This window comes from Sinomonas sp. RB5 (assembly GCF_054063535.1).
This window is the reverse complement of the sequence record NZ_JBSSGJ010000011.1, coordinates 1-21,563: the sequence shown is the minus strand read 5'-3', so window position 1 is coordinate 21,563 and position 21,563 is coordinate 1. Positions and strand designations below refer to the sequence as shown.

Below are 21,563 nucleotides of genomic sequence, written 5' to 3'. Positions count from 1 at the left end.
CTGGCGCCCAGCAAGCGCGCGCGGCGAGCCTCAGTAGCTCGCCGGCCGCCCGCCGTCGTCCGTCTGCTCCCCGGCCCGGGGCGCGAAGCGCGCGGCGAGTTCCTCGCTCGAGCGGGCCAGGATCGCCACATCGGCGCCCACGAGCACGAACCGCGCACCGCGGTCGATGTAGTGCCGCGCCGTCGCCTCCACGAATGCGTTGACGCCGGCCGGCTTGCCTGCCTGCCGGGCGGCGTCGAGGCAGTGCTCGACCGCGGCGCGCACGTCGGGGTGCTCCTGCTGGCCGAGCAGTCCCATCGACGCGGCCAGGTCGGAGGGGCCGATGAAGATCCCGTCGACGCCGTCCACCGCCAGGATCTCCTCGACGTTCGCCACGGCCTCGCCCGTCTCGATCTGCACCGTGAGCGAGATGGTCTCGTCCGCGCGGGCCAGATAGTCCGGGATGCGGTTCCACCGGGCCGCGCGGGCGAGGGCCGAGCCGACGCCCCGGACGCCGTGCGGCGGATAGCGCACGGCGGCCACGGCGGCCCTGGCCTGGTCGGCGTCGTTGACCATCGGGATCAGCAGGTTCTGGGCGCCGAGGTCGAGGTACTGCTTGATGAGCACCACGTCGTTCCACGGCAGGCGCACCATGGGCAGCACGTCGTAGCCGTGGACCGCGTGCAGCTGGGCGAGGACGGACTCGAGCGAGTTGGGGCTGTGCTCGGTGTCGATCAGCAGCCACTGGGCGCCGGAGCCGGCCATGATCTCGGCGACCAGGGGGCTGCCGGAGCAGACCCACAGGCCGATCTGGGCGCCGCTGCCGGCCGTCTCGGCCTGGGCCAGGGCATGCCGGAACGTCCTCTCGGGCTCTAGACGAAACGGCATGTCACCGTCCCCAGGGGCCCGTAGTCCGCGTAGACCGTGTCGCCCTCGTACACCCACATGGGGCGGGTGAACGAGCCCGCCAGGACGAGGTCTCCCGCGCGCAGGTCCTGCCCGTGCTGGGCGAGCTTGTCCGCGAGCCACGCGACGCCGTTGGCCGGGTGGTTCAGGACGCCGGCCGCGACGCCCGTCTCCACGATCTCCTGGTTGCGGTAGAGCAGGGAGGACACCCAGCGCAGGTCCACGTCGTGGGGCCGCACCGGGCGGCCGCCGACCACCATGGCGCCCAGCGCCGCGTTGTCCGAGATGGTGTCGACGATGGTGCGGCCCTCCATCTCGATCCGCGAGTCGAGGATCTCGAGGGCGGGGACCACGTAGTCCGTCGCGTCGAGGACGTCGAACAAGGTCACCCCCGGGCCCTTGAGATCCCGGCCCAGGCGGAAGGCCAGCTCGACCTCGATGCGCGGGTGGGTGTAGCGCTTCCACTCCACCACCGCGCCGTTCTCGAGGACCTGGTCGTCGAAGATGACGCCGTAGTCCGGCTCTGTGATGCCCGTGGCCGCCTGCATGGCCTTGGACGTCAGGCCGATCTTGCGGCCGGCCACCCTCCGTCCCTCCGCCTCGAGGCGGCTGGCCCACAGCTTCTGCACGGCGTACGAGTCCTCGACGTCCATGCCCTCGTAGCGGGTGTGGAGGAGGGGCACCGGCGTGCGCGTGCGCCCCGCCTCCACGAGCTCGTCGGCGATTGCCGCAATGGTCTCTTCGTTCAGCATGGCTTAGAGCTGGTTGCCGATCTTGAAGCCCTTCGAGGCCTGGCCGTGGTACGAGCCGGACTCGTCGTTGGCGCGGGTGTAGGAGAACCCGTCGGCGCCGATGGTCACCTCCATCTCGGAGGAGTCGGTGCGCTCGATGACCGGCTGCGGGTTGCCGTCGAGGTCGAGCACGAGCGAGGCGTCGGTGTACCAGCTCGGCACGACCGGGTTTCCCCACCAGTCGCGGCGCTGGTTGTCGTGGACGTCCCACGTGATCACGGGGTTGTCCGGGTCGCCGGTGTAGTAGTCCTGCGTGTAGATCTCCACGCGGTGGCCGTCCGGATCGAGGATGTAGAGGTAGAACGCGTTCGAGACGCCGTGGCGCCCCGGGCCGCGCTCGATGTGGTCCGACATGCGCAGGGCCCCAAGCTTGTCGCAGATGGCCAGGATGTTGTGCTTCTCGTGCGTCGCGAACGCGACGTGGTGCATGCGGGGGCCGTTGCCGCCGGTCATCGCGGTGTCGTGGACGGTGGGCTTGCGGCGCATCCACGCGGCGTACACCGTGCCCTCCTCGTCCTGGATGTCCTCCGTGACGCGGAAGCCGAGGTCCTGCATGAACTTGGTGGCGCGCGGGACGTCCGGGGTGACCTGGTTGAAGTGGTCGAGGCGGACGAGCGAGCCCGGCGTGTGCAGGTCGTAGCGCCACGCGAGGCGCTCGACATGCTCGACGTCGTGGAAGAACTCGTACGGGAACCCGAGCGGGTCCTCCACGCGCACCGAGTCGCCGATGCCCTTGGTGAAGCCCTCCGCGCGGCGCTCCACCCGGCAGCCGAGCTCGGTGTAGAAGGCGACCGCCTTGTCGAGGTCCTCCGGGGTGCGGACGCGGTAGGAGAAGGCTGCCACGGCCGCGACGGGGCCCTTGCGCAGCACGAGGTTGTGGTGGATGAACTCCTCGAGCGAGCGGAGGTAGACGGCGTTCTCGTCCTCCTCGGTGACCGTGAGCCCGAGGACGTCGACGTAGAAGTTGCGCGAGCGCTCCAGGTCGGTGACCACGAGCTCCATGTACGCGCAGCGCAGGATGTCCGGGGCGGGCACCGACGGGGTCGGGACCGGGTTGGCGCAGGAGATCGGGGCCTCCTGGGAGACGTAGAAGCCCGAGGAGGTCAGGGTCATGTCGTCGCGGTGGGTCATGGCAGCGTCCTTGCTTTCAGTGAGATGGGGTGTGGTTGCGGGGCCGCCGGCTCAGCGGGGATCCGGGTCGTCGAGATCGGTGGCGGCGTGCTCCTCCGCGGGCGCCTCCTGCTTGCCGAAAGTCGGGTTGTGCACCTTGCCGAGGGTGATGTGGACCGCCTGCTGGTCGGTGTAGAAGTCGATCGAGCGGTAGCCGCCCTCGTGCCCGAGGCCGGAGGCCTTCACGCCGCCGAAGGGCGTGCGCAGGTCGCGCACATTGTTGGAGTTGAGCCACACCATGCCGGCCTCGACGGACTGCGCGAAGTTGTGCGCCCGCTTGAGGTCGTTGGTCCACACGTAGGCGGCCAGGCCGTACTTGGTGTTGTTGGCGAGCTCGAGGGCTTCCTCGTCGGTGTCGAACGGCGTGATGGCGACGACCGGGCCGAAGATCTCCTCCTGGAAGATCCGGGCGTCCGGCTTGACGTCGGCGAACACCGTGGGGGCCACGAAGTTGCCGAACTCGAAGCCCTCGGGCTGGCCGCCGCCGGCGACGAGGCGGCCCTCCTCCTTGCCGAGCTCCACGTAGCCCATGACCTTCGCGAAGTGCTCCGGGTGCACGAGGGAGCCGACCTCGGTGGAAGGGTCGTGCGGGTAGCCGACCTTGACGCGCTTGGCCTGGGCGGCGTAGCGCTCCACGAACTCGTCGTAGATGCCGCGCTGGACGAGGATCCGCGAGCCGGCGGTGCAGCGCTCGCCGTTGAGGGAGAAGACGCCGAAGATCGTGGCGTCCACCGCCGCGTCGAGGTCGGCGTCGGCGAAGACGACCGCCGGGCTCTTGCCGCCGAGCTCCATGGAGAGGCCCTTGAGGTACGGGGCGGCGTTGGCGAAGATGATCTGTCCCGTGCGGCTCTCGCCCGTGAAGGAGATGAGCGGCACGTCCGGGTGCTTCACGAGCGCGTCGCCCGCGTCCTCGCCGAGGCCGTTGACGAGGTTGAACACGCCCTTCGGTAGGCCCGCCTCCTCGAAGATCCCGGCCCACAGGGAGGCCGAGAGCGGGGTGAACTCGGCAGGCTTGAGCACCACCGTGTTGCCCGTGGCCAGGGCCGGGCCGAGCTTCCAGGACTCGAGCATGAACGGCGTGTTCCAGGGGGTGATGAGGCCCGCGACGCCGATCGGCTTGCGGTTGACGTAGTTGATCTGGCGGCCGGGGACCTTGAACGTGTCATCGGCCTGGGCGACGATCAGGTCCGCGAAGAAGCGGAAGTTCTCCGCCGCGCGGCGTGCCTGGCCGAGGGCCTGGGTGATGGGCAGGCCCGAGTCGAAGGACTCGAGCTCGGCCAGGCGGGCGTCACGGGACTCGACGATGTCGGCGATGCGGTGCAGGACCCGCGAGCGCTCGCGGGGGAGCATCTTGGGCCAGGGGCCCTCCTCGAACGCGCGCTTCGCCGCAGCCACGGCGCGCTCGATGTCCGCCTTCTTGCCGGCGGCGGCCTTGACGTAGACCTCGTTGGTGACGGGCTCGAGCACGTCGAACGTGTCGCCGTCGACCGAGTCGACGAACTCGCCGTCGATGTAGTGCTGGATGCGCTCGGGCAGGTTCTCCGGAACGGAATGGCTGGTCATCAATGGATCCTTCGATCGGTGAACGTGTGGACGCGCTGCGTCCGGGACGAGGGGACTAGAGGGTCGGGAAGCCGGGGTTCTCGCCCGTGTGGGCGAGATAGGCGTCCAGGGTGGCCGAGCGGTGCCGGCGTGCGGCGAGCTCGATCTCGCCGGTGGGCGCCTTGCGCTCGATGAGGGCGAGGAGCGCCTCGTGCTCCTCGATGGACTGGCTCGCCCGCTCCGGCACGTAGCTGAAGGTCGAGCCGCGCAGGGCCTTGAGCCTGTTCCAGCCGCGGTGGACGAGGTCCAGGATGTGCGGGTTCGGGCAGCGCTCGAACAGGACGGAGTGGAACTCGCGGTTGAGCGCCGTGAACGCCACCGAGTCGAAGTGCAGCGGGTCCGGGGCGAGGAACTCGCGCATGCGCTCGTTGACCGCCCGCGCCGCCGCGAGGTCCTCCGCGGTCACCGCCGGCGCCGACAGGGCGGTGGCGGCCCCCTCGACGAGGCTGAGCGTCTGCATCGTGTACAGGTACTCGGTCGGGTCGATCCCCGCCACCGTGGCGCCGACGTTCCGCTCGAACGTCACGAGCCCCTCGGCCTCGAGCCGGCGCACCGCCTCCCGGACGGGGACCACCGAGACGTCGAGCTTCTCGGCGACCTGGGACAGGACGAGCCGGGCGCCCGGGGCGAGGCCACCGCTGACAATCTGCTCGTGCAGCCACTCGTACGCGAGCTGCGACTTGCTCGCGCCGCGCTCGCCGGCCGGGGCCGGGGCGCCGTCGACGGATGCGCTCACGGCTTGTCTCCGCTGCCCTGCTGCTCGGCGAGGTAGGCCTCGTACTTGGCCTTCCACTCGGCGTTCATCGGGAACAGCCCGTCGACCGGGTGGCCCTCGGCGACGCGGTCCGCCACCCAGGCCTCCATACGCTCCTGGACCACGGCGTCCTCGGCGACCTCGGCCACGAGCGCGGGCGGGATGACCACGAGGCCGTCCTCGTCGCCCACGATCACGTCGCCCGGGACCACGGCGGCGCCGCCGCACGCGACCGTGTCGTCGACGCTCCACGGCACGTGCCGGCGCCCGAGGACGGCCGGGTGCGCGTTCGCGCCCCACGCGGGGATCTCCATCGCGGAGACGGGACCGAAGTCGCGGATGCCGCCGTCGGTGATGACGGCCTCGGCGCCGAGGACCTGGGCGCGCAGCGCGAGGACGTCCCCGAGCGTGCCCGTGCCCTTCTCGCCGCGCGCGTCCATCACGAGGATGTCCCCGGGCCGCAGCGAGTCCACGGCGCGCTTCTGCGCGTTGTACCCGCCGCCGAACTCCTTGAAGAGGTCCTCGCGGGCCGGGATGTAGCGCAGGGTGCGGGCCGTCCCCACGACCTTGGCGCCGGGGTGCGTCGGGGTGAGGCCCTCGATGTGGCAGTTCTGCATTCCGCGCTTGCGCAGCTGCACGCTCAGCGTCGCGGTCCCGACCGAGCGCAGCTTCTCGGTGAGCTCGGGCGTGAGGACGCTCGCCGGCCGGGTGTCCGCCTCGGGCGAGGGAGCGGACGACGCCGCGTGGCCGGCGCCCGCCGTCGGCCCGCCGTCGTGCCCCTCGCCGTGCGCCGCTGCGAGCCCGGCGGCCTCGGCCGAGCCCCAGGCGTCGATGCGGTCGGCGTCGGTGAGCTTCGGGAGGGCGCCGTACGGCTCGAGGACGAGGCCCGAGTCGACCACCGTGTTGGTGAGCCGCCCGGTGGTGAGGGTGGCGCCGTCGGACGCCACGCCGTCGACCTCAACCTCGACCACGTCGCCGGGCCGGGCCACCGTGGCGCCGGCCGGGGTGCCGGTGAGGATGATGTCGCCGGGCTCGAGGGTCATGAGGCGCGAGAGGTCGGCGATGAGCTGTGCGAACGGGAACAGGAGGGTCGCGGTCGCGTCGTCCTGGACGAGGTTGCCGTTGATCCACATCCGCACGCGCAGGCCGGCCGGGTCGAGTTCCTGGGCCGGCAGGAGGGCCGGGCCGATCGGGGCGATCCCGTCGGCGCCCTTCGAGCGGAGGTTCGAGCCCTTGTCCGGCCAGCGCAGGTCCGCGAGGCCGGCGTCGTTCGCGGCCGTGACGGATTCGACGTGCGCCCAGGCGTCCGCGGGGGAGACGTTGCGGGTGCGGGCCCCGATCACGAGGGCCACCTCGCCCTCGACCGTGAGGAGCTCGACGCCGCGCGGCCGGGCCAGCTCGGCGCCGTCGAGGGCCAGCGAGGTCGCGGGCTTGAGGAAGTACGAGGGCACAGAGGGGGTGCGGCCGCGCTGGGCGGCGCGGCTGGGGTAGTTGAGGTGGACGGCGATCACCTTGCCGGCGCCCGTGATGGTGTCCTGGCGAAGCTGTTCGCGCTGTTCTGCTCGCTCCACGTGTCCCTCTCCCTTGAGTCGGCAGCCCACTTAGCCGGAGCTGGATCGTATACGATCATCGTATACGATCCAGTGTGCCGCGGAACACGCGGGCCGTCAACCCCCGGCGCTGGCGTCGCCGCCCCGCCCCGCCCCCGCTCATCTGAAGGTCAGCTTCTGAAGGTCAGCTTCTGAAGGTCACGTCCTGAAGGTCACCTCCCGTGGGTTGGCCCTCAGGAGCTGACGTTCAGAAGGTGCCTCTCAGAAGGTGCCTTCCAGAAGGTGCCTCTCAGAAGGTGACTCTCAGGAGCTGACCCTCAGAAGGTGACTCCCAGGAGGTGACTTCCAGACGGGGCAGGGCGAGGCGAGGGCAGGGGCGGGTGTGCTAGGCCTCGGCGAGGAACTCGAGGGCCGCCTGCTTGAACGCGCGCGCCGTCACGACGTTGACGTGGTTCCGCCCGGGGACCACCACAGTCCTGGCGGACGGCGCGAGCTCTGCGAGGACCTCGAGCGCGCCGACGCGCTCGTCTTTCTCGCCCGAGACCAGCAGGAGGGGCTGCTGGGGCACGGCCTCGGCGGCGTCGAAGGGCTCCTCCTTGATCCCCTCCACGAGGGAGAGCAGGGCGTACATGTCCGACCCCGGCGAGGCGAGGGCCATCGTGACCAGCCGCGCGGTCGAGGCGTCCTCGATCGGCGTGCCGTCGGCGAGGAACCGCTGGGCGCCGGCGAGGTCGAACTCCGCGAGCGGGTCGCGGCTGTTCGGGCCGCCGAGCACCATCCGCCGCACGAGCGCGGGCTGGGTCGCCCCGAACTCCCACGCGAGCCGGGACCCGAGCGAGTACCCGACCACGTCGAGGCCGCTCTCGGGATGGCCGGCGGCGAGGGGCCGGGCGCCGGAGTCGGTGACGATCTGCAGCAGGTCGGCCCGGATGCGCCCCGGGGTGTAGGAATCGACGTCCTCGGGCGCCTCGCTCGCGCCGTGGCCGGGGAGGTCGACGGCGATGACGCGCCGCCCCGCGCCGGTCAGCGCCCCCACCCATCCGCTCTGCTCCCAGTTGAGGGCCACCGAGGAAGCGAAGCCGTGGATGAGCAGGACGGGCGGCAGCGCCGCGGGGTCCTCGGGCTCGGCGACGACCACGTGCAGGCCGGGGTCCGTGCCCTCGACCGTGTGGTGCGCCGCCTGTCCGGCGTGCTGGCCTGCCATCATGTGCGCCATCCTCTCCTTGTCCGCGACCGCGGCGGCTGTCCCCCTCGAGGCTGCCGGCGCCGCTCCTGTGCTCAATCCTCGTCGAGGTTCGCGCTGAGCCGCACGCGGCGCTTCGGCGCGCCCTCAGACGGCACCGTGCCGACGATGCCCGCGGTATCGTCCGCGACCTCGAAGACGATGAGCGGCTCGCCGACCTTGATGACCTCGCCGGGGGCGCCGTGGACCTTCTTGACGACGCCGGCCTGCGGGCTCGGCAGCTCGAGGGCCGACTTCGTGGTCTCGACCTCGACCATCGGCTGGTTGCGCTCGACCTGCTCGCCCTCGGAGACGAGCCACTCGAGGACGGTGGCCTCGATGAGGCCCTCGCCGAGGTCGGGAAGGGGGAAGGAGATCTCAGCCACGCTTGTACTCCAATACTCGCTGGATGCCGAACAGGATGCGGTCGATATTCGGGATGTACTCGTCCTCCAGGTCTCCCGACGGATACGGTACGTCGAAGCCTGTGACGCGCTCAACGGGTGCCTTGAGGGTTCCGAAGCAGCGCTCCGTGATCCGCTGGGCCACCTCCGCGCCGAGGCCTGCGGTGAGCGGGGCCTCGTGGACGACGACGGCGCGCCGCGTCTTGGCCACGGACCTCGCCAGGGTCTCGGTGTCGATCGGCTTGAGCCAGCGGAGGTCGACGACCTCGACGTCGATCCCGTCCTCCGCGGCGAGCTCGGCGACCTGCAGGCACCGGGCCACCATCGCGCCCCACGCGACGAGCGTGAGGTGCCGGCCCTCCCGGGCGACCCGCGCCCCGGTGACGTCCTGCGGCGACGGCGAGGACGCGCCGTCGTGCGTCGGCGAGCCCGCGCCCTCGGTGACCACCTCGCCCTTCTGCCAGTAGCGGGACTTGGGCTCCATGAAGATCACCGGGTCGTCCATGCGCACGGCCGCCTTGAGCAGCGTGTACCCCTGCTGCGGGTCCGCGGGGGAGACCACCTTGAGGCCCGGGACGTGCGCGAACACGGCCTCGAGGCTCTCGCCGTGGTGCTCGGGGGCGCGGATGCCGCCGAAGCTCGGCACACGCAGCGTGACCGGCACGCGCAGGGCGCCGCGGGAGCGGTAGTGGATGCGGCCCAGCTGGGTGACGATCTGGTTCATGGCCGGGTAGGCGAAGCCGTCGAACTGGACCTCGGGCACGGGACGGAAGCCCGCCATCGCCAGGCCGATCGACATGCCCAGGATGCCCGACTCGGCCAGCGGGGTGTCGAAGACCCGCTCGGCACCGTGGCTGGCCGCGAGGCCGCTCGTGACGCGGAAGACGCCGCCCAGCGTCCCGACGTCCTCGCCGAGGATGAGGACCTTCGGATCCTCGGCGAGCAGCTCGTCGAGGGCGAGGTTGAGGGCGCCCTGCAGCGAGAGCATGCGCGGCTCCCGTCCGGAGACCGAGGCGGAGGCGGAAGCGGAGGCGGTGGCTGCGGCGGTGGCCGCTGCGGCGGCGGAATCGGCGCCGGGGGTCGGGCCCGGGGTCGGGCTGGTCAGGGTCTCAGGCATGCTCGGACTCCTCGCGCCAGGCAGCCTTCTGCCGCAGCAGCTCGTCGGTGGGTTCGGTGAAGACGAGGTCGAACATCTCGGCCCCCGGGCGCGGGCCCAGGGCGAGGACGCCCTCGCGGACGGCCTCGGCCTCGGCGGCTCCCGCCGCGTCGGCGGCCTCGAGCTCGGCCTCGTCCGCGATGCCCTCGCTGAGCAGGCGCTCGCGCAGGCGGAGAAGGGGGTCGGCGCCCCCGTCGGTGCGCTCCTCGTCGAGGGTGCGGTAGCGGCCGGGGTCGTCGCTGGTGGCGTGCGGGCCGCGCCGGTACGTCATCGCCTCGACGATGACGGGCCCGTGGCCCGCACGGGCGTGGGCGACGGCGCGGCGGGTCGCCTCGAGCACGGCGGCGGCGTCGTTCCCGTCGACCTGGAGGGCCGGGATGCTGTAGCCGGCGCCGCGCGCGGCGACGCTGCCGCCCGCAACCTGCCGTTCCGTGGGCACCGAGATGGCCCAGCCGTTGTTCTGTACGAAGAACACGACCGGTGCCCTGAAGACCCCGGCGAAGTTCATGGCCTCGTGCACGTCGCCCTGGCTCGAGGCGCCGTCCCCGAGGTACGTGATCGCCACACCCAGAGCGGACGCCTCGGGGGAGGACTGCGCCGAGGCGGCGCGGGCCTGGAGGGTCTGGCCGTGGGCCCAGCCGACCGCGTGCAGCACCGAGCCGGCGACGACGGCCTGGATCGGGGCGACGTGCGTGGCGGCGGCGTCCCAGAGGCCGCCGTGCCACGTGGCCAGGTGGGTGGACATGTACTCGACCATGTCGACGCCGGCTGCGCGGGCGACGCCGAGTTCGCGGTAGGTCGGGAAGGCGAAGTCCCTCGAGAGGTCCAGGGCGAGCGCCGAGGCGACCTGGGCGGCCTCCTGCCCGAGCTCGGGCGCGTAGGCGGGGAGGATGCCCTGCCGCTGCCACGCGACGGCGGCGAGGTCGAGCTGCCGGACCGCCGTCATGAGGCGGTAGAGCTCACGCAGGTCTGCGTCCGTCGCGGGGGCGGCCGCGGGAAGCTCGGGCAGCGGGGCCCGGTCCGCTCCGGCGAGTCCCGCACGGCCGGGAGAGGCCTGTGCTGTCGGTGAAGTCTGCATAGCAGAACCGTAGGGCGGGCGAACAGTCTGTGCAATCGATCATCGATCCATCAGGCAAGATGTCTAGTACCGCGCTGTTGTGTCCTGGATCACTGCACACAATGTGCAGGACGGGAGCGACTCGCCTGCGACGCCCTGGACGGCAGCGGGCCCGGACCGCGCTGGCCTGCGCGGTCCGGGCCCGTGCCCTCAGCAGGTCCGGGTCAGCGCTCCGGCTCTCCCGGGCCGGCCATCGCCGGCCGGGCCGCCACGCTGCGGCGGCGCAGCCAGGCGCCCGCCGCGATGGCGGCGACGAGCACGAACGTGCTCAGCAGCTGGGCGCGGCTGTCCGCGCCGATGAGCCCCACGGCGAAGATCGCGGCGAGCAGCACCACGCCGAAGGCGGACAGCCACGGGAACCCGGCCATGCGCAGCGGCAGCACCGTGCCCTCGGCATCGGCACGGCGGCGCAGCACGATCTGCGAGACCAGCGCCGAGCCCCACACGATCAGGCATGTGGACCCGACGAAGTTGAGCAGGAGCGGCAGGACATGGTCCGGGAACAGGAGCTCGAGCACCGTGGCGATGAAGCCGAAGGCCACCGATGCCGCGACCGCGACCGCGGGGACCCTGGCCTTGGTCAGCGACTTGAGGGCGCGGGGCGCCTCCTGGCGCTCGGCCAGGGAGAAGATCATCCGCGACGCGCCGTAGAGGTTGGCGTTGAGCGCGGACAGGAGCGCGACGACGGCCACGAGCGTGATGACGGTGGCGGCGCCGGGAAGTCCCGCGAGGTCCAGGACGCCGGCGAACGGGCTCTTGAGCTCGGGGGAGTTCCACGGGATCACCGCGGCGATGACGAAGATCGACCCGATGTAGAACACGAGGATGCGCCACACGACCGTGCGGACGGCGCGGCCGACGCTGCGCGCGGGGTCGCGCGTCTCGGCCGCGGCCACGGAGACGATCTCGGTGCCGCCGAAGGCGAACGCGACGACGAACAGTCCGGTCGCGATGCCGCCCATGCCGTGGGGTGCGAATCCGCCGTCGGCGGTGAAATGGGACAGGCCCGGGGAGGCCGCGTGCGGAAGCCAGCCGAGAAGGAGGGCTGCGCCGACGAGGAGGAAGGCGACGATCGCGGCGACCTTGAGCAGCGCGAACCAGAACTCGAACTCGCCGAAGTTGCGGACGCCGGTGAGGTTCACCGCGGTGAACGCGCCCATGAAGACCAGCGCCATGAGCCACACGGGGAGTGCGGGGAAGACCGTGGCGAGGAGGCCGGCGGCGCCGAGGGCCTCCGCGGCGATCACGACCACGAGCTGGCACCACCACAGCCACCCGACCGTGGCCCCGGCAACGCCGCCGAGTGCCTTGCCCGTGTAGACCGAGAACGCCCCGCTGGTGGGGTTGGCCGCCGCCATCTCGCCCAGGGCCCACATGACGATGATGATGAGGGTCCCGGCCACGAGGTAGGAGATGAGGACCGCGGGGCCTGCGGCCTGGATGCCCGCTCCCGAGCCGATGAACAGGCCGGCGCCGATGGCACTGCCGAGGCCCATCATCGTGAGCTGCCGCGGGGACATCGAGGGCCCGAGCCTCGGCTCCAGCGTCGTCGTCGACGCGGTTCCGAGGCCGTCTGACGTGTGCATAGCTGTCATTTCCGTCTTTCGGAGGATCGGTGGCCGAGGTCGCGAGGATGGGCGCCGCCGGCCAGAGGACCCCCTGACCATAGCGCCTTTGCCGCGGGGCTGTGTGGTGCACCTCACGGTCCTACGCAGGATGTGCAGGAAGAGGGGAGAGCGCGCCGCGGAAGTTGACAGAATGCGCAGTGCATGCGCGCCGGATCATCAATCTGTAGCATTCGAATCTGATCCGCAGACCACGATCTGGAGGCCCGCATGAAGGTCGACGAGCTCGACGCCAGGATTGTCCGGCTGTTCACCGACGAGCAGCGCATGAACGTGCTCGAGGCCTCCCGGATCCTCAAGGTGGCCCGCGCCACGGTCCAGGCCCGGCTCGACCGGATGGTGGCGAGCGGGGTCATCGGGCAGTGGGCTCCGCATCCGGAGCCGCGGGCGTTCGGGTTCCCCGTCGTGGCCTTCTGCTCGCTGACGATCAACCAGGACTCCGGGCATGACGCGGTCGCGGCGGCCCTCGCCGAGATCCCGGAGGTGCTCGAGGTCCACACCGTCTCGGGGGACAGCGACCTGATGGCCCGGGTCGCGGCCCGCTCCAACTCCGACCTCCAGCGCGTGCTCGATGCCGTCACGGCCACGCGTGCCGTGGTCCGCTCGTCCTCGGTGATCGTGCTCAACACACACTTCGAGGGCCGGACGCTGCCCCTGCTCGAGGCCGCTGCCAGGGGCTGAGTCGTCCGACGCCGGGGTGTCACCTTTTGGTGCCCGCGGCGGAGGGGCGTATCATCAGTAAAAGTCATCATGACTTTAACTCGTGCCGGGGTCGAGCCCGGTCCCGGACCTTGACGGCTGGAGGTACGCATGAGCGGGATCTTCCCGTCTTCCGGCGCGTCGGTCGCCCTGGGGGCGCACTCCGTCGTGGGAGCGAACGTCTCGGAGCGGGCCCAGCTGCCGCCGTCGCTCGCGATCTCCACCGTGATCTTCGCCCTGACCCCCGAGTCGGCCCGCGGAGAGTCCGGGGGAGGGCCCACCCTGTGGATCCCGCTCGTGAGGCGGGTCAAGGAGCCGTTCAGGGGCCGTTGGGCGCTCCCCGGGGGACCCCTGGCACCCACGGAGTCCCTGGAGGATGCGGCGCGGCGCAACCTCCGCCAGACCACGGGGCTCGAGCCCGAGTACCTCGAACAGCTCTATGCCTTCGGCGGCCTCAACCGGTCCAGCCGGCCCGAGCGCGGCAGCCAGCGGGTCGTCTCCATCGTCTACTGGGCGCTCGTCCGCCCCACGGAGGCCGAGCTCCTCGGCGAGGAGGACGAGAACGTCGCCTGGCACCGGGCCGACACCGCGGGCGAGCAGGACGGCGGCCTCGCCTTCGACCACCGCGAGATCGTCGACTACGCGCTCTGGCGCCTGCGCAGCAAGCTCGAGTACGCCCAGATCGCCTACCACTTCCTGGGCGAGAAGTTCACGCTCGCCCAGCTGCGCGAGGTCTACGAGGCCGTGCTCGGCCGCCCGCTCGACCCGGCCAACTTCCGCCGTCAGCTCAAGGGCATGGCACAGATCGAGCCCACCGACGAGGTCCTCGAAGGAGGCCGTCACCGGCCGCCGAGGCTCTACCGCTACACGGGGGCGCGGGGGCGGATCGACGCCACGACGGCCCCGCCTCCCCGGCAGGCATCTGGCGAGGCGGACCCTCCTCCGCCAGCCCCCCCCAGTACCTCTCCCGCCAGCCCCACAGCCCCAGCCGCATCCACCAGGAGCACGCCATGACATCTGTTGCCACCGCCATCAGCCTCGTCACCCGCGCGGAGGCCGAGGCCGCCACGGGCACGTGCAGCGCCGACCTCGCGAAGGGGCCGTGGGAGTTCGACGCCGCGGAGGCCCTGCGTGGCATGCCCGCCTACGGGCCGGGTGCGTCCGTCGCGGACCGCGCCCCCGCGTCGACGCCTCGCCAGGGCCAGCTCCCCGAGGAGTACAAGCACGCGACGGAGACGGAGCTGCGCGCCCGGATCACTGCCGCGAAGGAGAAGCTCGGCGAGCGCGTGGTCGTCCTCGGCCACTTCTACCAGCGCGACGAGGTCGTCGAGCACGCCGACTTCGTGGGCGACTCGTTCCAGCTCGCCAATGCCGCCCTCACCCGGCCCGACGCGGAGGCGATCGTGTTCTGCGGCGTCCACTTCATGGCCGAGACCGCGGACATCCTCTCCCGGCCGGATCAGGCGGTCATCCTCCCGAACCTCGCCGCGGGCTGCTCGATGGCAGACATGGCGGACATCGACTCGGTCGAGCAGGCCTGGGCGCAGCTCGAGGAGCTCTTCGGCACCGAGCCCGACGCCGAGGGCCGCGTGCCGGTCATCCCCGTCACCTACATGAACTCGTCCGCCGCCCTCAAGGGCTTCTGCGGCGAGCACGGCGGGATCGTGTGCACGTCCTCCAACGCCGCGACGGTGCTCGAGTGGGCGTTCGAGCGCGGGCAGCGGGTGCTCTTCTTCCCCGACCAGCACCTGGGCCGCAACACCGCGAAGGCCATGGGGGTCCCGCTGGAGCAGATGCCGATGTGGAGCCCGCGCAAGCCTCTGGGCGGCAACGACGCGGCCACCCTCCGGGACTCCCGCGTGATCCTGTGGCACGGCTTCTGCTCCGTCCACAAGCGCTTCTCCGTCGCCCAGATCGAGAAGGCGCGCGAGGAGTACCCGGGCGTGCGGGTGATCGTGCACCCCGAGTGCCCGATGGAGGTCGTCGACGCGGCCGACGAGTACGGCTCGACAGACTACATCCGCAAGGCGATCGCCGCGGCGACGGAGCCCACCGTCTTCGCCATCGGCACCGAGGTCAACCTCGTGAACCGGCTCGCCGCAGAGTACCCCCAGCACACGGTCTTCTGCCTCGACCCGGTGATCTGCCCGTGCTCGACCATGTACCGGATCCACCCCGGCTACCTCGCCTGGGTCCTCGAGGGCCTCGTCGAGGGCGAGGTGCGCAACCGCATCGAGGTCCCCGCCGACGTCGCCTCGACCGCGCGCGTGGCCCTCGAGCGGATGCTGGCGGCGCGGCCGTGACACCGCGCGGCGCAGGGCCGGCCGCTCGCGGCCGGCTCGGGCAGCTCGTCGTCGTCGGCAGCGGCGTCGCAGGGCTGACGGCGGCGGTCTCGGCCGCGGAGGCCGGGGCCGACGTCGTGCTCCTCACCAAGGCGCACCTCGCCGACAGCAACAGCATGCTCGCGCAGGGCGGGTACGCCGCCGTGCTGCCCGAGGGGCAGCGGGCGCCCGGCGACACGGTCGCCAGCCACGTGGCCGACACCATGGCCGCCGGCGGCGGGATCGGCTCGCGCACGGCCGTCGAACTCATGTGCCGGTCAGCCGCGGACTCCGTCTCGGACCTCGTGGGCCGGGGCGTCGCGTTCGACCTCGGCCCCGGCGGCCGGCCGCTGCTCGGCCTCGAGGCCGCCCATTCGTTCCCCCGGATCCTCCACGCCGGCGGCGATGCGAGCGGCGCCGGCATCACCCGGGCCCTCATCCGCCGTGTGCGCGCGCTCGAGGCCGAGGGGCGCATCGCCGTGCTCGAGCGGGCGATGGCCACCGAGATCCTGCTCGACGGCGGTGCCGTCGCCGGAATCGCCGTCTCACGCGCCGGAGGCCGGACCGTCGAGCACGTCCGGGCCGACGCCGTGGTGCTCGCCACCGGGGGAGCGGGCCAGCTGTTCGCCCAGACCACCAACCCGGCGGTCGCGACCGGCGACGGCGTCGCCCTCGCCTTCCTGGCCGGCGCCGCGCTGCGCGACCTCGAGTTCTACCAGTTCCACCCCACCGCGCTGCAGGTCATGGGCGCCGATGGGACCCTGCGGTCCTCGCTCATCTCGGAAGCGGTGCGCGGCGAGGGTGCCGTGATCCGCGACGCCTCAGGACGCCGCTTCGTCACCGACTACCACCCCCTCGGCGAGCTCGCCCCGCGGGACGTGGTCTCCCGGGCCCTCGCCCTGCACGCGCGCTCCGGGGGCGGCCAGGCGTACCTGGACGCCACCGGGCTCGAGGACGTCCACGGCGACGGCTTCCTCGCGCGGCGCTTCCCGGGACTCGACGCGATGACGCGCGCCGCAGGCTTCGACTGGCGCCGGGAGCCCTTGCCCATCGGCCCCGCCGCCCACTACTGGATGGGCGGGATCGCGACCGACCTGCATGGGGCAACGAGCGTCCCGGGCCTCTACGCCGTCGGGGAAGCCGCCTGCACCGGCGTGCACGGGGCCAACCGGCTCGCCTCCAACTCGCTCCTCGAGGGCGTCGTGTTCGCCGGCCGCGCCGTGCGGCACGCGCTCACCGAGGGACGCTCCGGCCGCTGGAACGGCCCGGACGCTGCCGAGGCGCACGAGGTGGACGCCTCCGCGGCCGCCGACGCCCGGGCTCTCTCGGGGCGGGCCGGGCGGACGCGCGTCGCCGACGCGATGCAGGCGGACGGCGGGGTCATCAGGGACGGCAGCGGCCTCGCGCGCCTGTCCAGCACGCTGCGCGGATGGACCTCCGACGACCCGGAGACCGCCCACCTCCTCCTCCTCGGGCGCCTGCTCGCGGCCGCCGCGGCAGTCCGGGAGGAGTCCGTCGGGGCGCACTTCCGGCTCGACTTCCCGGACCGCGCCCTGCCCGCCCCGCTCGGTGGCGCGCAGGACGCCCAGCCGCGTCCCGGCGTCGTGCGCCGCCCGGCCGGCCGCGCCGACGACGCCGCTCCCGCCCAGCCCGCACTCCTCGGAAGGACCGCCTGACATGACCCACACCGCAGAGGCCGCGGGCGTCCCCGCGGCGCACGGCCAGACGACGATCCAGTGGGCGCCCATCCCGCTCCCCACGGGGGCGGTGCGCCGGGTCCTCGAGGCGGCGTACGCCGAGGACGCCCCGAGCGGGGACCTCACGTCCCTGCTGCTGATCCCCGCCGAGGCGGCGGCGACGGCCGAGCTGCGCGCCCGCGTGCCGGGGGTCTTCTCGGGCGGCCCCATCATCGAGGCGGGCTTCCGCTTCCACGACCCGGACGCCGCCGTCGAGCTGCTGGCCGCCGAGGGCGAGGAGTTCGCCGCCGGGGCCGTCCTCGCCAGGGTCACCGGCCGGGCGCAGTCGATCCTCACCGCCGAGCGGGTGGTCCTCAACCTCGTGCAGCGGATGAGCGCCATCGCGGCCCTCACGGCCCAGTACGTGGCCCTCACGGCGGGGACGGGTGCCCGGATCGTCGACACCCGCAAGACCACCCCAGGACTGCGGGAGCTCGAGCGGTACGCCGTGCGCTGCGGCGGCGGCCGCAACCACCGGTTCAGCCTCTCCGATGCCGTCATGGCCAAGGACAACCACCTGGCCGTCCTCACCGGCGGCGACCCGGCCAGGCTCACCGAGGCCCTGCGCGGCGTCCGCGCCCGGCTCGGCCACACCACGCACGTCGAGGTCGAGGTGGACCGCCTCGAGCAGATCGAGCCCGTCCTCGCCGCGGGGGTGGACACGATCATGCTCGACAACTTCACCCTCGACGACCTGCGCGCCGGCGTCGAGCTCATCGGTGGCCGGGCCATCGTCGAGGCGAGCGGGGGCGTCACCCTCGAGACGGTCGCCGCCATCGCCGCCACGGGGGTCGACGTCATCTCGGTCGGGGCCCTCACCCACTCGGTGGTCAACCTCGACCTCGGGCTCGACGTGGTGATCGGCACGCCATGATCTACCTGGACGCCGCCGCGACCACCCCCGTGCGCCGCGAAGTCCTCGAGGCCATGTGGCCCTTCCTCACCGGAGACTTCGGCAACGCCTCGAGCCACCACGACCTCGGCGCCCGCGCACGCGAGGCGCTCGAGGCTGCGCGCGACGAGGTGGCCGGGCTGTTGGGGTGCAGGGCCGCGGAGGTCACCTTCACCTCGGGCGGCACCGAGGCGGACAACCTGGCCGTCAAGGGCATCGCCCTCGCCCGGCGCGGCACCGATCCGCGGCGGTCGCGCGTCGTGGTCAGCGCCGTCGAGCACCCGGCGGTCCTCGAGTCGGCGCGGGCGCTCGCCAGGCTGCACGGCTTCTCCGTCGACGTGCTGGCGGTCGACGCCGCGGGGCAGGTCGCGCCGGAGTCGCTCGCCGCGGTCGTGGGGCCGCAGACGGCGGTGGTCTCGGTCATGTACGCCAACAACGAGGTGGGCACGGTGCAGCCGGTCGCGGAGCTCGCGCGCGTGGCGCACGAGGTCGGGGTCCCGTTCCACACCGACGCGGTCCAGGCCGCCGGCTGGCTGCCGCTCGACGTGCGGGCGCTCGGTGTGGACGCTCTGGGCATCTCCGGGCACAAGCTCGGCGCCCCGAAGGGCGTCGGCGCGCTGTACACGGCCGGGCGGCTCACGCTCGAGCCGGTCCTCGACGGCGGCGGCCAGGAGCGCGGCCGGCGTTCGGGCACCGAGAACGTGGCCGGCGCGGTGGCCCTCGCCACGGCGCTGCGGCTCGCCGAGGCCGAGCGCACGACGGCGGCGGCCCGCCTCGCGTCCCTCCGCGACGCCTTCGTCGCCCGCATCCTGGAACTCGTCCCGGAGGCGATCGTGACCGGCCACCCCACGGAGCGGCTGCCGGGCAGCGCCTCGTTCTGCTTCCCGCGGGTCAGCGGAGAGTCAGTCCTGCTCGAACTCGAACGGCGCGGCGTAGTGTGCTCGTCCGGGTCGGCCTGCGCCGCCGGTTCCAGCGACCCCTCACACGTGCTGCTCGCCATGGGACTCGATCCCGAGGTCGCCCTCACGGCAGTCCGCTTCACCCTCCCGGGCTCGATCGACGCCGCCGCACTCGAGCAGGCCGCCGCGGCCGTGGCGGAGGCCTATGCGGCCGTGACGGGCATCGCCCACCGGTAGCCGGCTGGAGCGCTGGAAGGTCCTGGCGCCGACTGGCGTCAGGCCGACTGGCGTCAGAACGGCGGCGGAGGGTCCCCTTCGGGATAGCTCACATGCCGGTGCCCGGTCGGCGACGTCCATTCGAGCACTCCCGAAGCGCTCGGAGCGGGCCCCGGCGTTTCGGCCGGAGGGCGCGAAACGGGCCCCGGAGTGTCGGCCGGCGGGCCAGGGGGAGTGCCAGCCGGTGGGGCAGGGGGAGTGCCGGCCGCGGGGCCGGGCGGTCTGTTGTCCGCACGGGTGAGCTGCCGGAGCTTCCAGCGGCCCAGAGACTTGAGGCGGTGGTGCTCGCGGCACAGCAGGGCGAGGTTGGACAGGTCTGTCGTGCCGCCGTCGGCCCATTCGGCCGTGTGGTCCGCCTCGGTGGCGGCCGCGGGGACGTCGCAGCCGGGGAAGCGGCAGGTGGCGTCGCGTGCTCCGAGCTGCCGGCGCATGGCCAGCGTCGGCGTGTAGCGCCGCCGGCCCAGCGCGACCGGCGTGCCGTCCTCGGGATCGACCCACATCCGGCTCCATGTCGCAGCGTCGGCAGCCAGAAGCCGCACAGCGTCCGCGTCGATCGGTCCGTACCCGAGGATCTCTCCGGGGTCGTCGGAATCGCCGCGCAGAGTCCGGGCCGGGACCGTGACGAGGAGTTCGGTGCGCGCCCCGCCGAACTCTCGGTGCGGAACGTCCTCCGGGGCAGCCGGTCCGCTCGAGATCCCCGGCGCGCACCGAATGGCCGACGCGCCCCGGCTCAGTCCGGGGCCCCTGAGCAGATCCGCGAAGACGTCCAGGCGGAGCTGGCCGATGCCTCGGGACTCGTTCGGCGTCTGGAGGGAGCGCGCGAGCGCCTCAAGCCGGGTGTCGATCGCCGCGCCGACCTCGAGTGGGAGATAGGCCGTGAGCCAGCACATGCCATCAGCTGCCGGTTCGAGGTCGACCCGCCGCCGCGCCACGGCCTCACGCTTGCGGATCTGCGGGGGTTCGGCTGCGTACTCCTCCACGAGCCGCCGCAGCCTGCGGCCCAGCGCGCCCTGCGACGGGATCCGGTCCGGGTCCTCCGGGCACGCCTGCGCGAGGGCCTCGGCAGCGAAGGCGGCAAGCCTCCTGGCAGGGACGGGAAGCGCCGCCGCCACGATCGCCAGGGCTCGCCGGCGCGGCAGGCGCCCGGCTTCCATGGCCTCGAGGACCGGGCTCCACTCATCCGCCGTCAGCTCGAGAGCTTCGGCAACCTGCGCCCGCGCCGTCCGCTGCGAGACCTTCAGCGCGGCCGCGACCTCCGATGCGGCGATGCCCGCGGCATCGGCCCGGAGGAGAGGATCCGTCGATGCGCCGCCCACCGCCACCGTCAGGGCCCCGAGGACCCGTGCCCGTTCGCCAGCCAGGCGGGCTTCCTCGGCATCGAGCTCTCTGAGGGCGTCCACCAGCCGGTCGGCCTGCTCGAGCCGGGCCGCGGCCCGCGCCGGGGGCGACAGAGCCGGCTCGAGACGGTCGTGTTCGGCCCATGCAGCCAGAAGCCAGGGAGGAGGCGCGGGCGGCTCACCCACCGGCGGATCGCCGATCCAATCGAAGATGTCTTCCAACCCCATGAGGCCACTCTAGAAGAGGCCTCCGACACTTCTCGGCGAGGCAGCCCACCCGCTGCTCGACCCGGTTCAGGCTTTCCGGTTCAGGCGTTGCGGGCGCGGCGGAAGATCCAGTGCCGCAGGAGGCTGAACCGGACCGCTGTGGCGACCCAGCCGGCGATCGTCGTCGTCCAGAGCTCCGCCGCGACGCTGGCCGAGGGCTGCACCCAGTGCAGGCCCGCGAGGCTCCCGGCCGTCAGCACCAGGGCGACGGCGAGGGCCACCAGGCCGTTCAGATGGTCCTGGGCGAGCTTCGCGGTGCCGCGCACCCTGAAGGTGAAGCGGCGGTTGAGGGACGTGTTCATCACTGAGGTGATGATGAGGGCCACCGCGTTGGCGGTCTGGGCCCCGAGCCATGGGCGGCACAGCGCGTAGAGGGCGAGCGAGCTGACGGTGCAGACCACACCGACCCCGGTGAAGCGCGTGAGCTGGCGGACCATGGGCACGCGCCAGCTCTTCCGGAGCCGCCGCGCGGACAGCAGGACGCCCAGCGCCCCACGGAGGCGCGGGGCGGGGTCGGCGGAGCGGTCCGCAGTGGCCTCGGGCGGGGTCTGCGGGTTCTCCATGCGCTTCACCCTCTCACGCTGCGCTGTGGCTGTGCTGTGCCGTATGTGTGACCAGATGCGTCCTGCCGTAGGCGCGAGCCCGACTCACAAGGGCGGGGAGGAACTCACCAGGGTAGCCCGACTCACAAGAGTAGGTCGGCTCACAAGGGTGGGCCGACGACGGCGCGGTGCGGCGCCGTCGTCGGCCGTCCCCTCGTGGGGCGGGTGGGTCAGTCGTGTCGGGTGCGGTTGGCGACGACGGGGGCTGCGCCGGTGTAGCCGTCGCGGGCGGCGGCGATCTCGTGGATGCGTTCGCGG

Annotated in this window: 19 protein-coding genes; 6 read left to right on the top strand and 13 right to left on the bottom strand. The window is 72.6% G+C overall.

The genetic code is table 11. The features are described 5' to 3' along the window. Nucleotides 1–30 precede the first annotated feature (30 nt). The 11 genes from ACVWWH_RS13295 to ACVWWH_RS13245 all read right to left on the bottom strand — a co-directional run bounded on the left by ACVWWH_RS13295 (nt 31) and on the right by ACVWWH_RS13245 (nt 12,237). Entirely contained in the window at nt 31–867 is an 837-nt protein-coding gene (locus ACVWWH_RS13295; protein WP_084249492.1) for an HpcH/HpaI aldolase family protein, read from the bottom strand. Beyond that, complete coding sequence (hpaH, locus tag ACVWWH_RS13290; protein WP_447419149.1) at nt 852–1,637, bottom strand: 2-oxo-hept-4-ene-1,7-dioate hydratase; 786 nt, start codon at nt 1,635–1,637, stop codon at nt 852–854. The genes ACVWWH_RS13295 and hpaH overlap by 16 nt, the downstream gene beginning before the upstream one ends. Before the next feature lie 3 nt (nt 1,638–1,640). Further along, nucleotides 1,641–2,807, bottom strand: a complete 1,167-nt coding sequence (hpaD, locus tag ACVWWH_RS13285) for a 3,4-dihydroxyphenylacetate 2,3-dioxygenase (protein ID WP_457316881.1) — start codon at nt 2,805–2,807, stop codon at nt 1,641–1,643. Nucleotides 2,808–2,858: 51 nt separating this feature from the next. Then, nucleotides 2,859–4,409, bottom strand: a complete 1,551-nt coding sequence (gene hpaE, locus ACVWWH_RS13280) for a 5-carboxymethyl-2-hydroxymuconate semialdehyde dehydrogenase (protein WP_066498420.1) — start codon at nt 4,407–4,409, stop codon at nt 2,859–2,861. Nucleotides 4,410–4,464: 55 nt separating this feature from the next. Continuing rightward, nucleotides 4,465–5,184, bottom strand: coding sequence for a GntR family transcriptional regulator (locus ACVWWH_RS13275; protein WP_066498417.1), 720 nt, complete (start codon nt 5,182–5,184; stop codon nt 4,465–4,467). Continuing rightward, nucleotides 5,181–6,773, bottom strand: coding sequence for a fumarylacetoacetate hydrolase family protein (locus ACVWWH_RS13270; protein ID WP_066498415.1), 1,593 nt, complete (start codon nt 6,771–6,773; stop codon nt 5,181–5,183). The genes ACVWWH_RS13275 and ACVWWH_RS13270 overlap by 4 nt, the downstream gene beginning before the upstream one ends. A gap of 364 nt (nt 6,774–7,137) precedes the next feature. After that, nucleotides 7,138–7,956, bottom strand: coding sequence for an alpha/beta fold hydrolase (locus tag ACVWWH_RS13265; protein WP_066502466.1), 819 nt, complete (start codon nt 7,954–7,956; stop codon nt 7,138–7,140). Between the two features lie 74 nt (nt 7,957–8,030). Beyond that, nucleotides 8,031–8,360 (bottom strand): biotin/lipoyl-containing protein, encoded by a 330-nt coding sequence (locus ACVWWH_RS13260; protein ID WP_066498414.1) that lies wholly within the window; start codon nt 8,358–8,360, stop codon nt 8,031–8,033. After that, nucleotides 8,353–9,366, bottom strand: coding sequence for an alpha-ketoacid dehydrogenase subunit beta (locus ACVWWH_RS13255; RefSeq protein WP_229710949.1), 1,014 nt, complete (start codon nt 9,364–9,366; stop codon nt 8,353–8,355). The genes ACVWWH_RS13260 and ACVWWH_RS13255 overlap by 8 nt, the downstream gene beginning before the upstream one ends. 121 nt (nt 9,367–9,487) lie before the next feature. Then, on the bottom strand, nt 9,488–10,480 hold the full coding sequence (locus ACVWWH_RS13250; protein ID WP_457316957.1) for a thiamine pyrophosphate-dependent enzyme: 993 nt from the start codon (nt 10,478–10,480) through the stop codon (nt 9,488–9,490). A gap of 335 nt (nt 10,481–10,815) precedes the next feature. Continuing rightward, on the bottom strand, nt 10,816–12,237 hold the full coding sequence (locus ACVWWH_RS13245; protein ID WP_066498413.1) for an amino acid permease: 1,422 nt from the start codon (nt 12,235–12,237) through the stop codon (nt 10,816–10,818). 249 nt (nt 12,238–12,486) lie between these two features. Here ACVWWH_RS13245 and ACVWWH_RS13240 point away from each other — a divergent pair, with 249 nt between their 5' ends. The 6 genes from ACVWWH_RS13240 (at nt 12,487) to ACVWWH_RS13215 (ending at nt 19,060) form a co-directional block, all read left to right on the top strand. Further along, nucleotides 12,487–12,957, top strand: a complete 471-nt coding sequence (locus ACVWWH_RS13240; RefSeq protein ID WP_066498411.1) for an Lrp/AsnC family transcriptional regulator — start codon at nt 12,487–12,489, stop codon at nt 12,955–12,957. Between the two features lie 168 nt (nt 12,958–13,125). Beyond that, nucleotides 13,126–13,989 carry an NUDIX hydrolase gene (locus tag ACVWWH_RS13235; RefSeq protein WP_457316956.1) on the top strand — a complete coding sequence of 288 codons (864 nt, stop codon included), beginning with the start codon at nt 13,126–13,128 and terminating at the stop codon, nt 13,987–13,989. Continuing rightward, nucleotides 13,986–15,278 (top strand): quinolinate synthase NadA, encoded by a 1,293-nt coding sequence (gene nadA, locus ACVWWH_RS13230; RefSeq protein WP_457316880.1) that lies wholly within the window; start codon nt 13,986–13,988, stop codon nt 15,276–15,278. The genes ACVWWH_RS13235 and nadA overlap by 4 nt, the downstream gene beginning before the upstream one ends. Further along, nucleotides 15,275–16,972 (top strand): L-aspartate oxidase, encoded by a 1,698-nt coding sequence (nadB, locus tag ACVWWH_RS13225; RefSeq protein ID WP_457316879.1) that lies wholly within the window; start codon nt 15,275–15,277, stop codon nt 16,970–16,972. The genes nadA and nadB overlap by 4 nt, the downstream gene beginning before the upstream one ends. 1 nt (nt 16,973) lies before the next feature. Continuing rightward, a complete protein-coding gene (gene nadC, locus ACVWWH_RS13220) occupies nt 16,974–17,906 on the top strand; it encodes a carboxylating nicotinate-nucleotide diphosphorylase (RefSeq protein WP_447419143.1) in 933 nt (310 codons plus the stop codon). Next, a complete protein-coding gene (locus tag ACVWWH_RS13215; protein WP_457316878.1) occupies nt 17,903–19,060 on the top strand; it encodes a cysteine desulfurase family protein in 1,158 nt (385 codons plus the stop codon). The genes nadC and ACVWWH_RS13215 overlap by 4 nt, the downstream gene beginning before the upstream one ends. Before the next feature lie 53 nt (nt 19,061–19,113). Here ACVWWH_RS13215 and ACVWWH_RS13210 read toward each other — a convergent pair whose 3' ends face one another. Both ACVWWH_RS13210 and ACVWWH_RS13205 read right to left on the bottom strand, forming a co-directional pair. Next, complete coding sequence (locus tag ACVWWH_RS13210) at nt 19,114–20,664, bottom strand: DUF222 domain-containing protein (protein ID WP_457316877.1); 1,551 nt, start codon at nt 20,662–20,664, stop codon at nt 19,114–19,116. 80 nt (nt 20,665–20,744) lie between these two features. After that, on the bottom strand, nt 20,745–21,266 hold the full coding sequence (locus ACVWWH_RS13205; RefSeq protein ID WP_457316876.1) for a GtrA family protein: 522 nt from the start codon (nt 21,264–21,266) through the stop codon (nt 20,745–20,747). Between the last annotated feature and the right edge of the window lie 297 nt (nt 21,267–21,563).

Coding starts and splice junctions, on each gene's coding strand:
- ACVWWH_RS13265 (WP_066502466.1), bottom strand. CDS start 7,956: ATGGCAGGCCAGCACGCCGGACAGGCGGCGCACCACACGGTCGAGGGC.
- ACVWWH_RS13245 (WP_066498413.1), bottom strand. CDS start 12,237: ATGCACACGTCAGACGGCCTCGGAACCGCGTCGACGACGACGCTGGAG.
- nadA (WP_457316880.1), top strand. CDS start 13,986: ATGACATCTGTTGCCACCGCCATCAGCCTCGTCACCCGCGCGGAGGCC.
- nadC (WP_447419143.1), top strand. CDS start 16,974: ATGACCCACACCGCAGAGGCCGCGGGCGTCCCCGCGGCGCACGGCCAG.
- hpaH (WP_447419149.1), bottom strand. CDS start 1,637: ATGCTGAACGAAGAGACCATTGCGGCAATCGCCGACGAGCTCGTGGAG.
- hpaD (WP_457316881.1), bottom strand. CDS start 2,807: ATGACCCACCGCGACGACATGACCCTGACCTCCTCGGGCTTCTACGTC.
- ACVWWH_RS13295 (WP_084249492.1), bottom strand. CDS start 867: ATGCCGTTTCGTCTAGAGCCCGAGAGGACGTTCCGGCATGCCCTGGCC.
- ACVWWH_RS13250 (WP_457316957.1), bottom strand. CDS start 10,480: ATGACGGCGGTCCGGCAGCTCGACCTCGCCGCCGTCGCGTGGCAGCGG.
- ACVWWH_RS13205 (WP_457316876.1), bottom strand. CDS start 21,266: ATGGAGAACCCGCAGACCCCGCCCGAGGCCACTGCGGACCGCTCCGCC.
- ACVWWH_RS13240 (WP_066498411.1), top strand. CDS start 12,487: ATGAAGGTCGACGAGCTCGACGCCAGGATTGTCCGGCTGTTCACCGAC.
- hpaE (WP_066498420.1), bottom strand. CDS start 4,409: ATGACCAGCCATTCCGTTCCGGAGAACCTGCCCGAGCGCATCCAGCAC.
- ACVWWH_RS13210 (WP_457316877.1), bottom strand. CDS start 20,664: ATGGGGTTGGAAGACATCTTCGATTGGATCGGCGATCCGCCGGTGGGT.
- ACVWWH_RS13215 (WP_457316878.1), top strand. CDS start 17,903: ATGATCTACCTGGACGCCGCCGCGACCACCCCCGTGCGCCGCGAAGTC.
- ACVWWH_RS13255 (WP_229710949.1), bottom strand. CDS start 9,366: ATGCTCTCGCTGCAGGGCGCCCTCAACCTCGCCCTCGACGAGCTGCTC.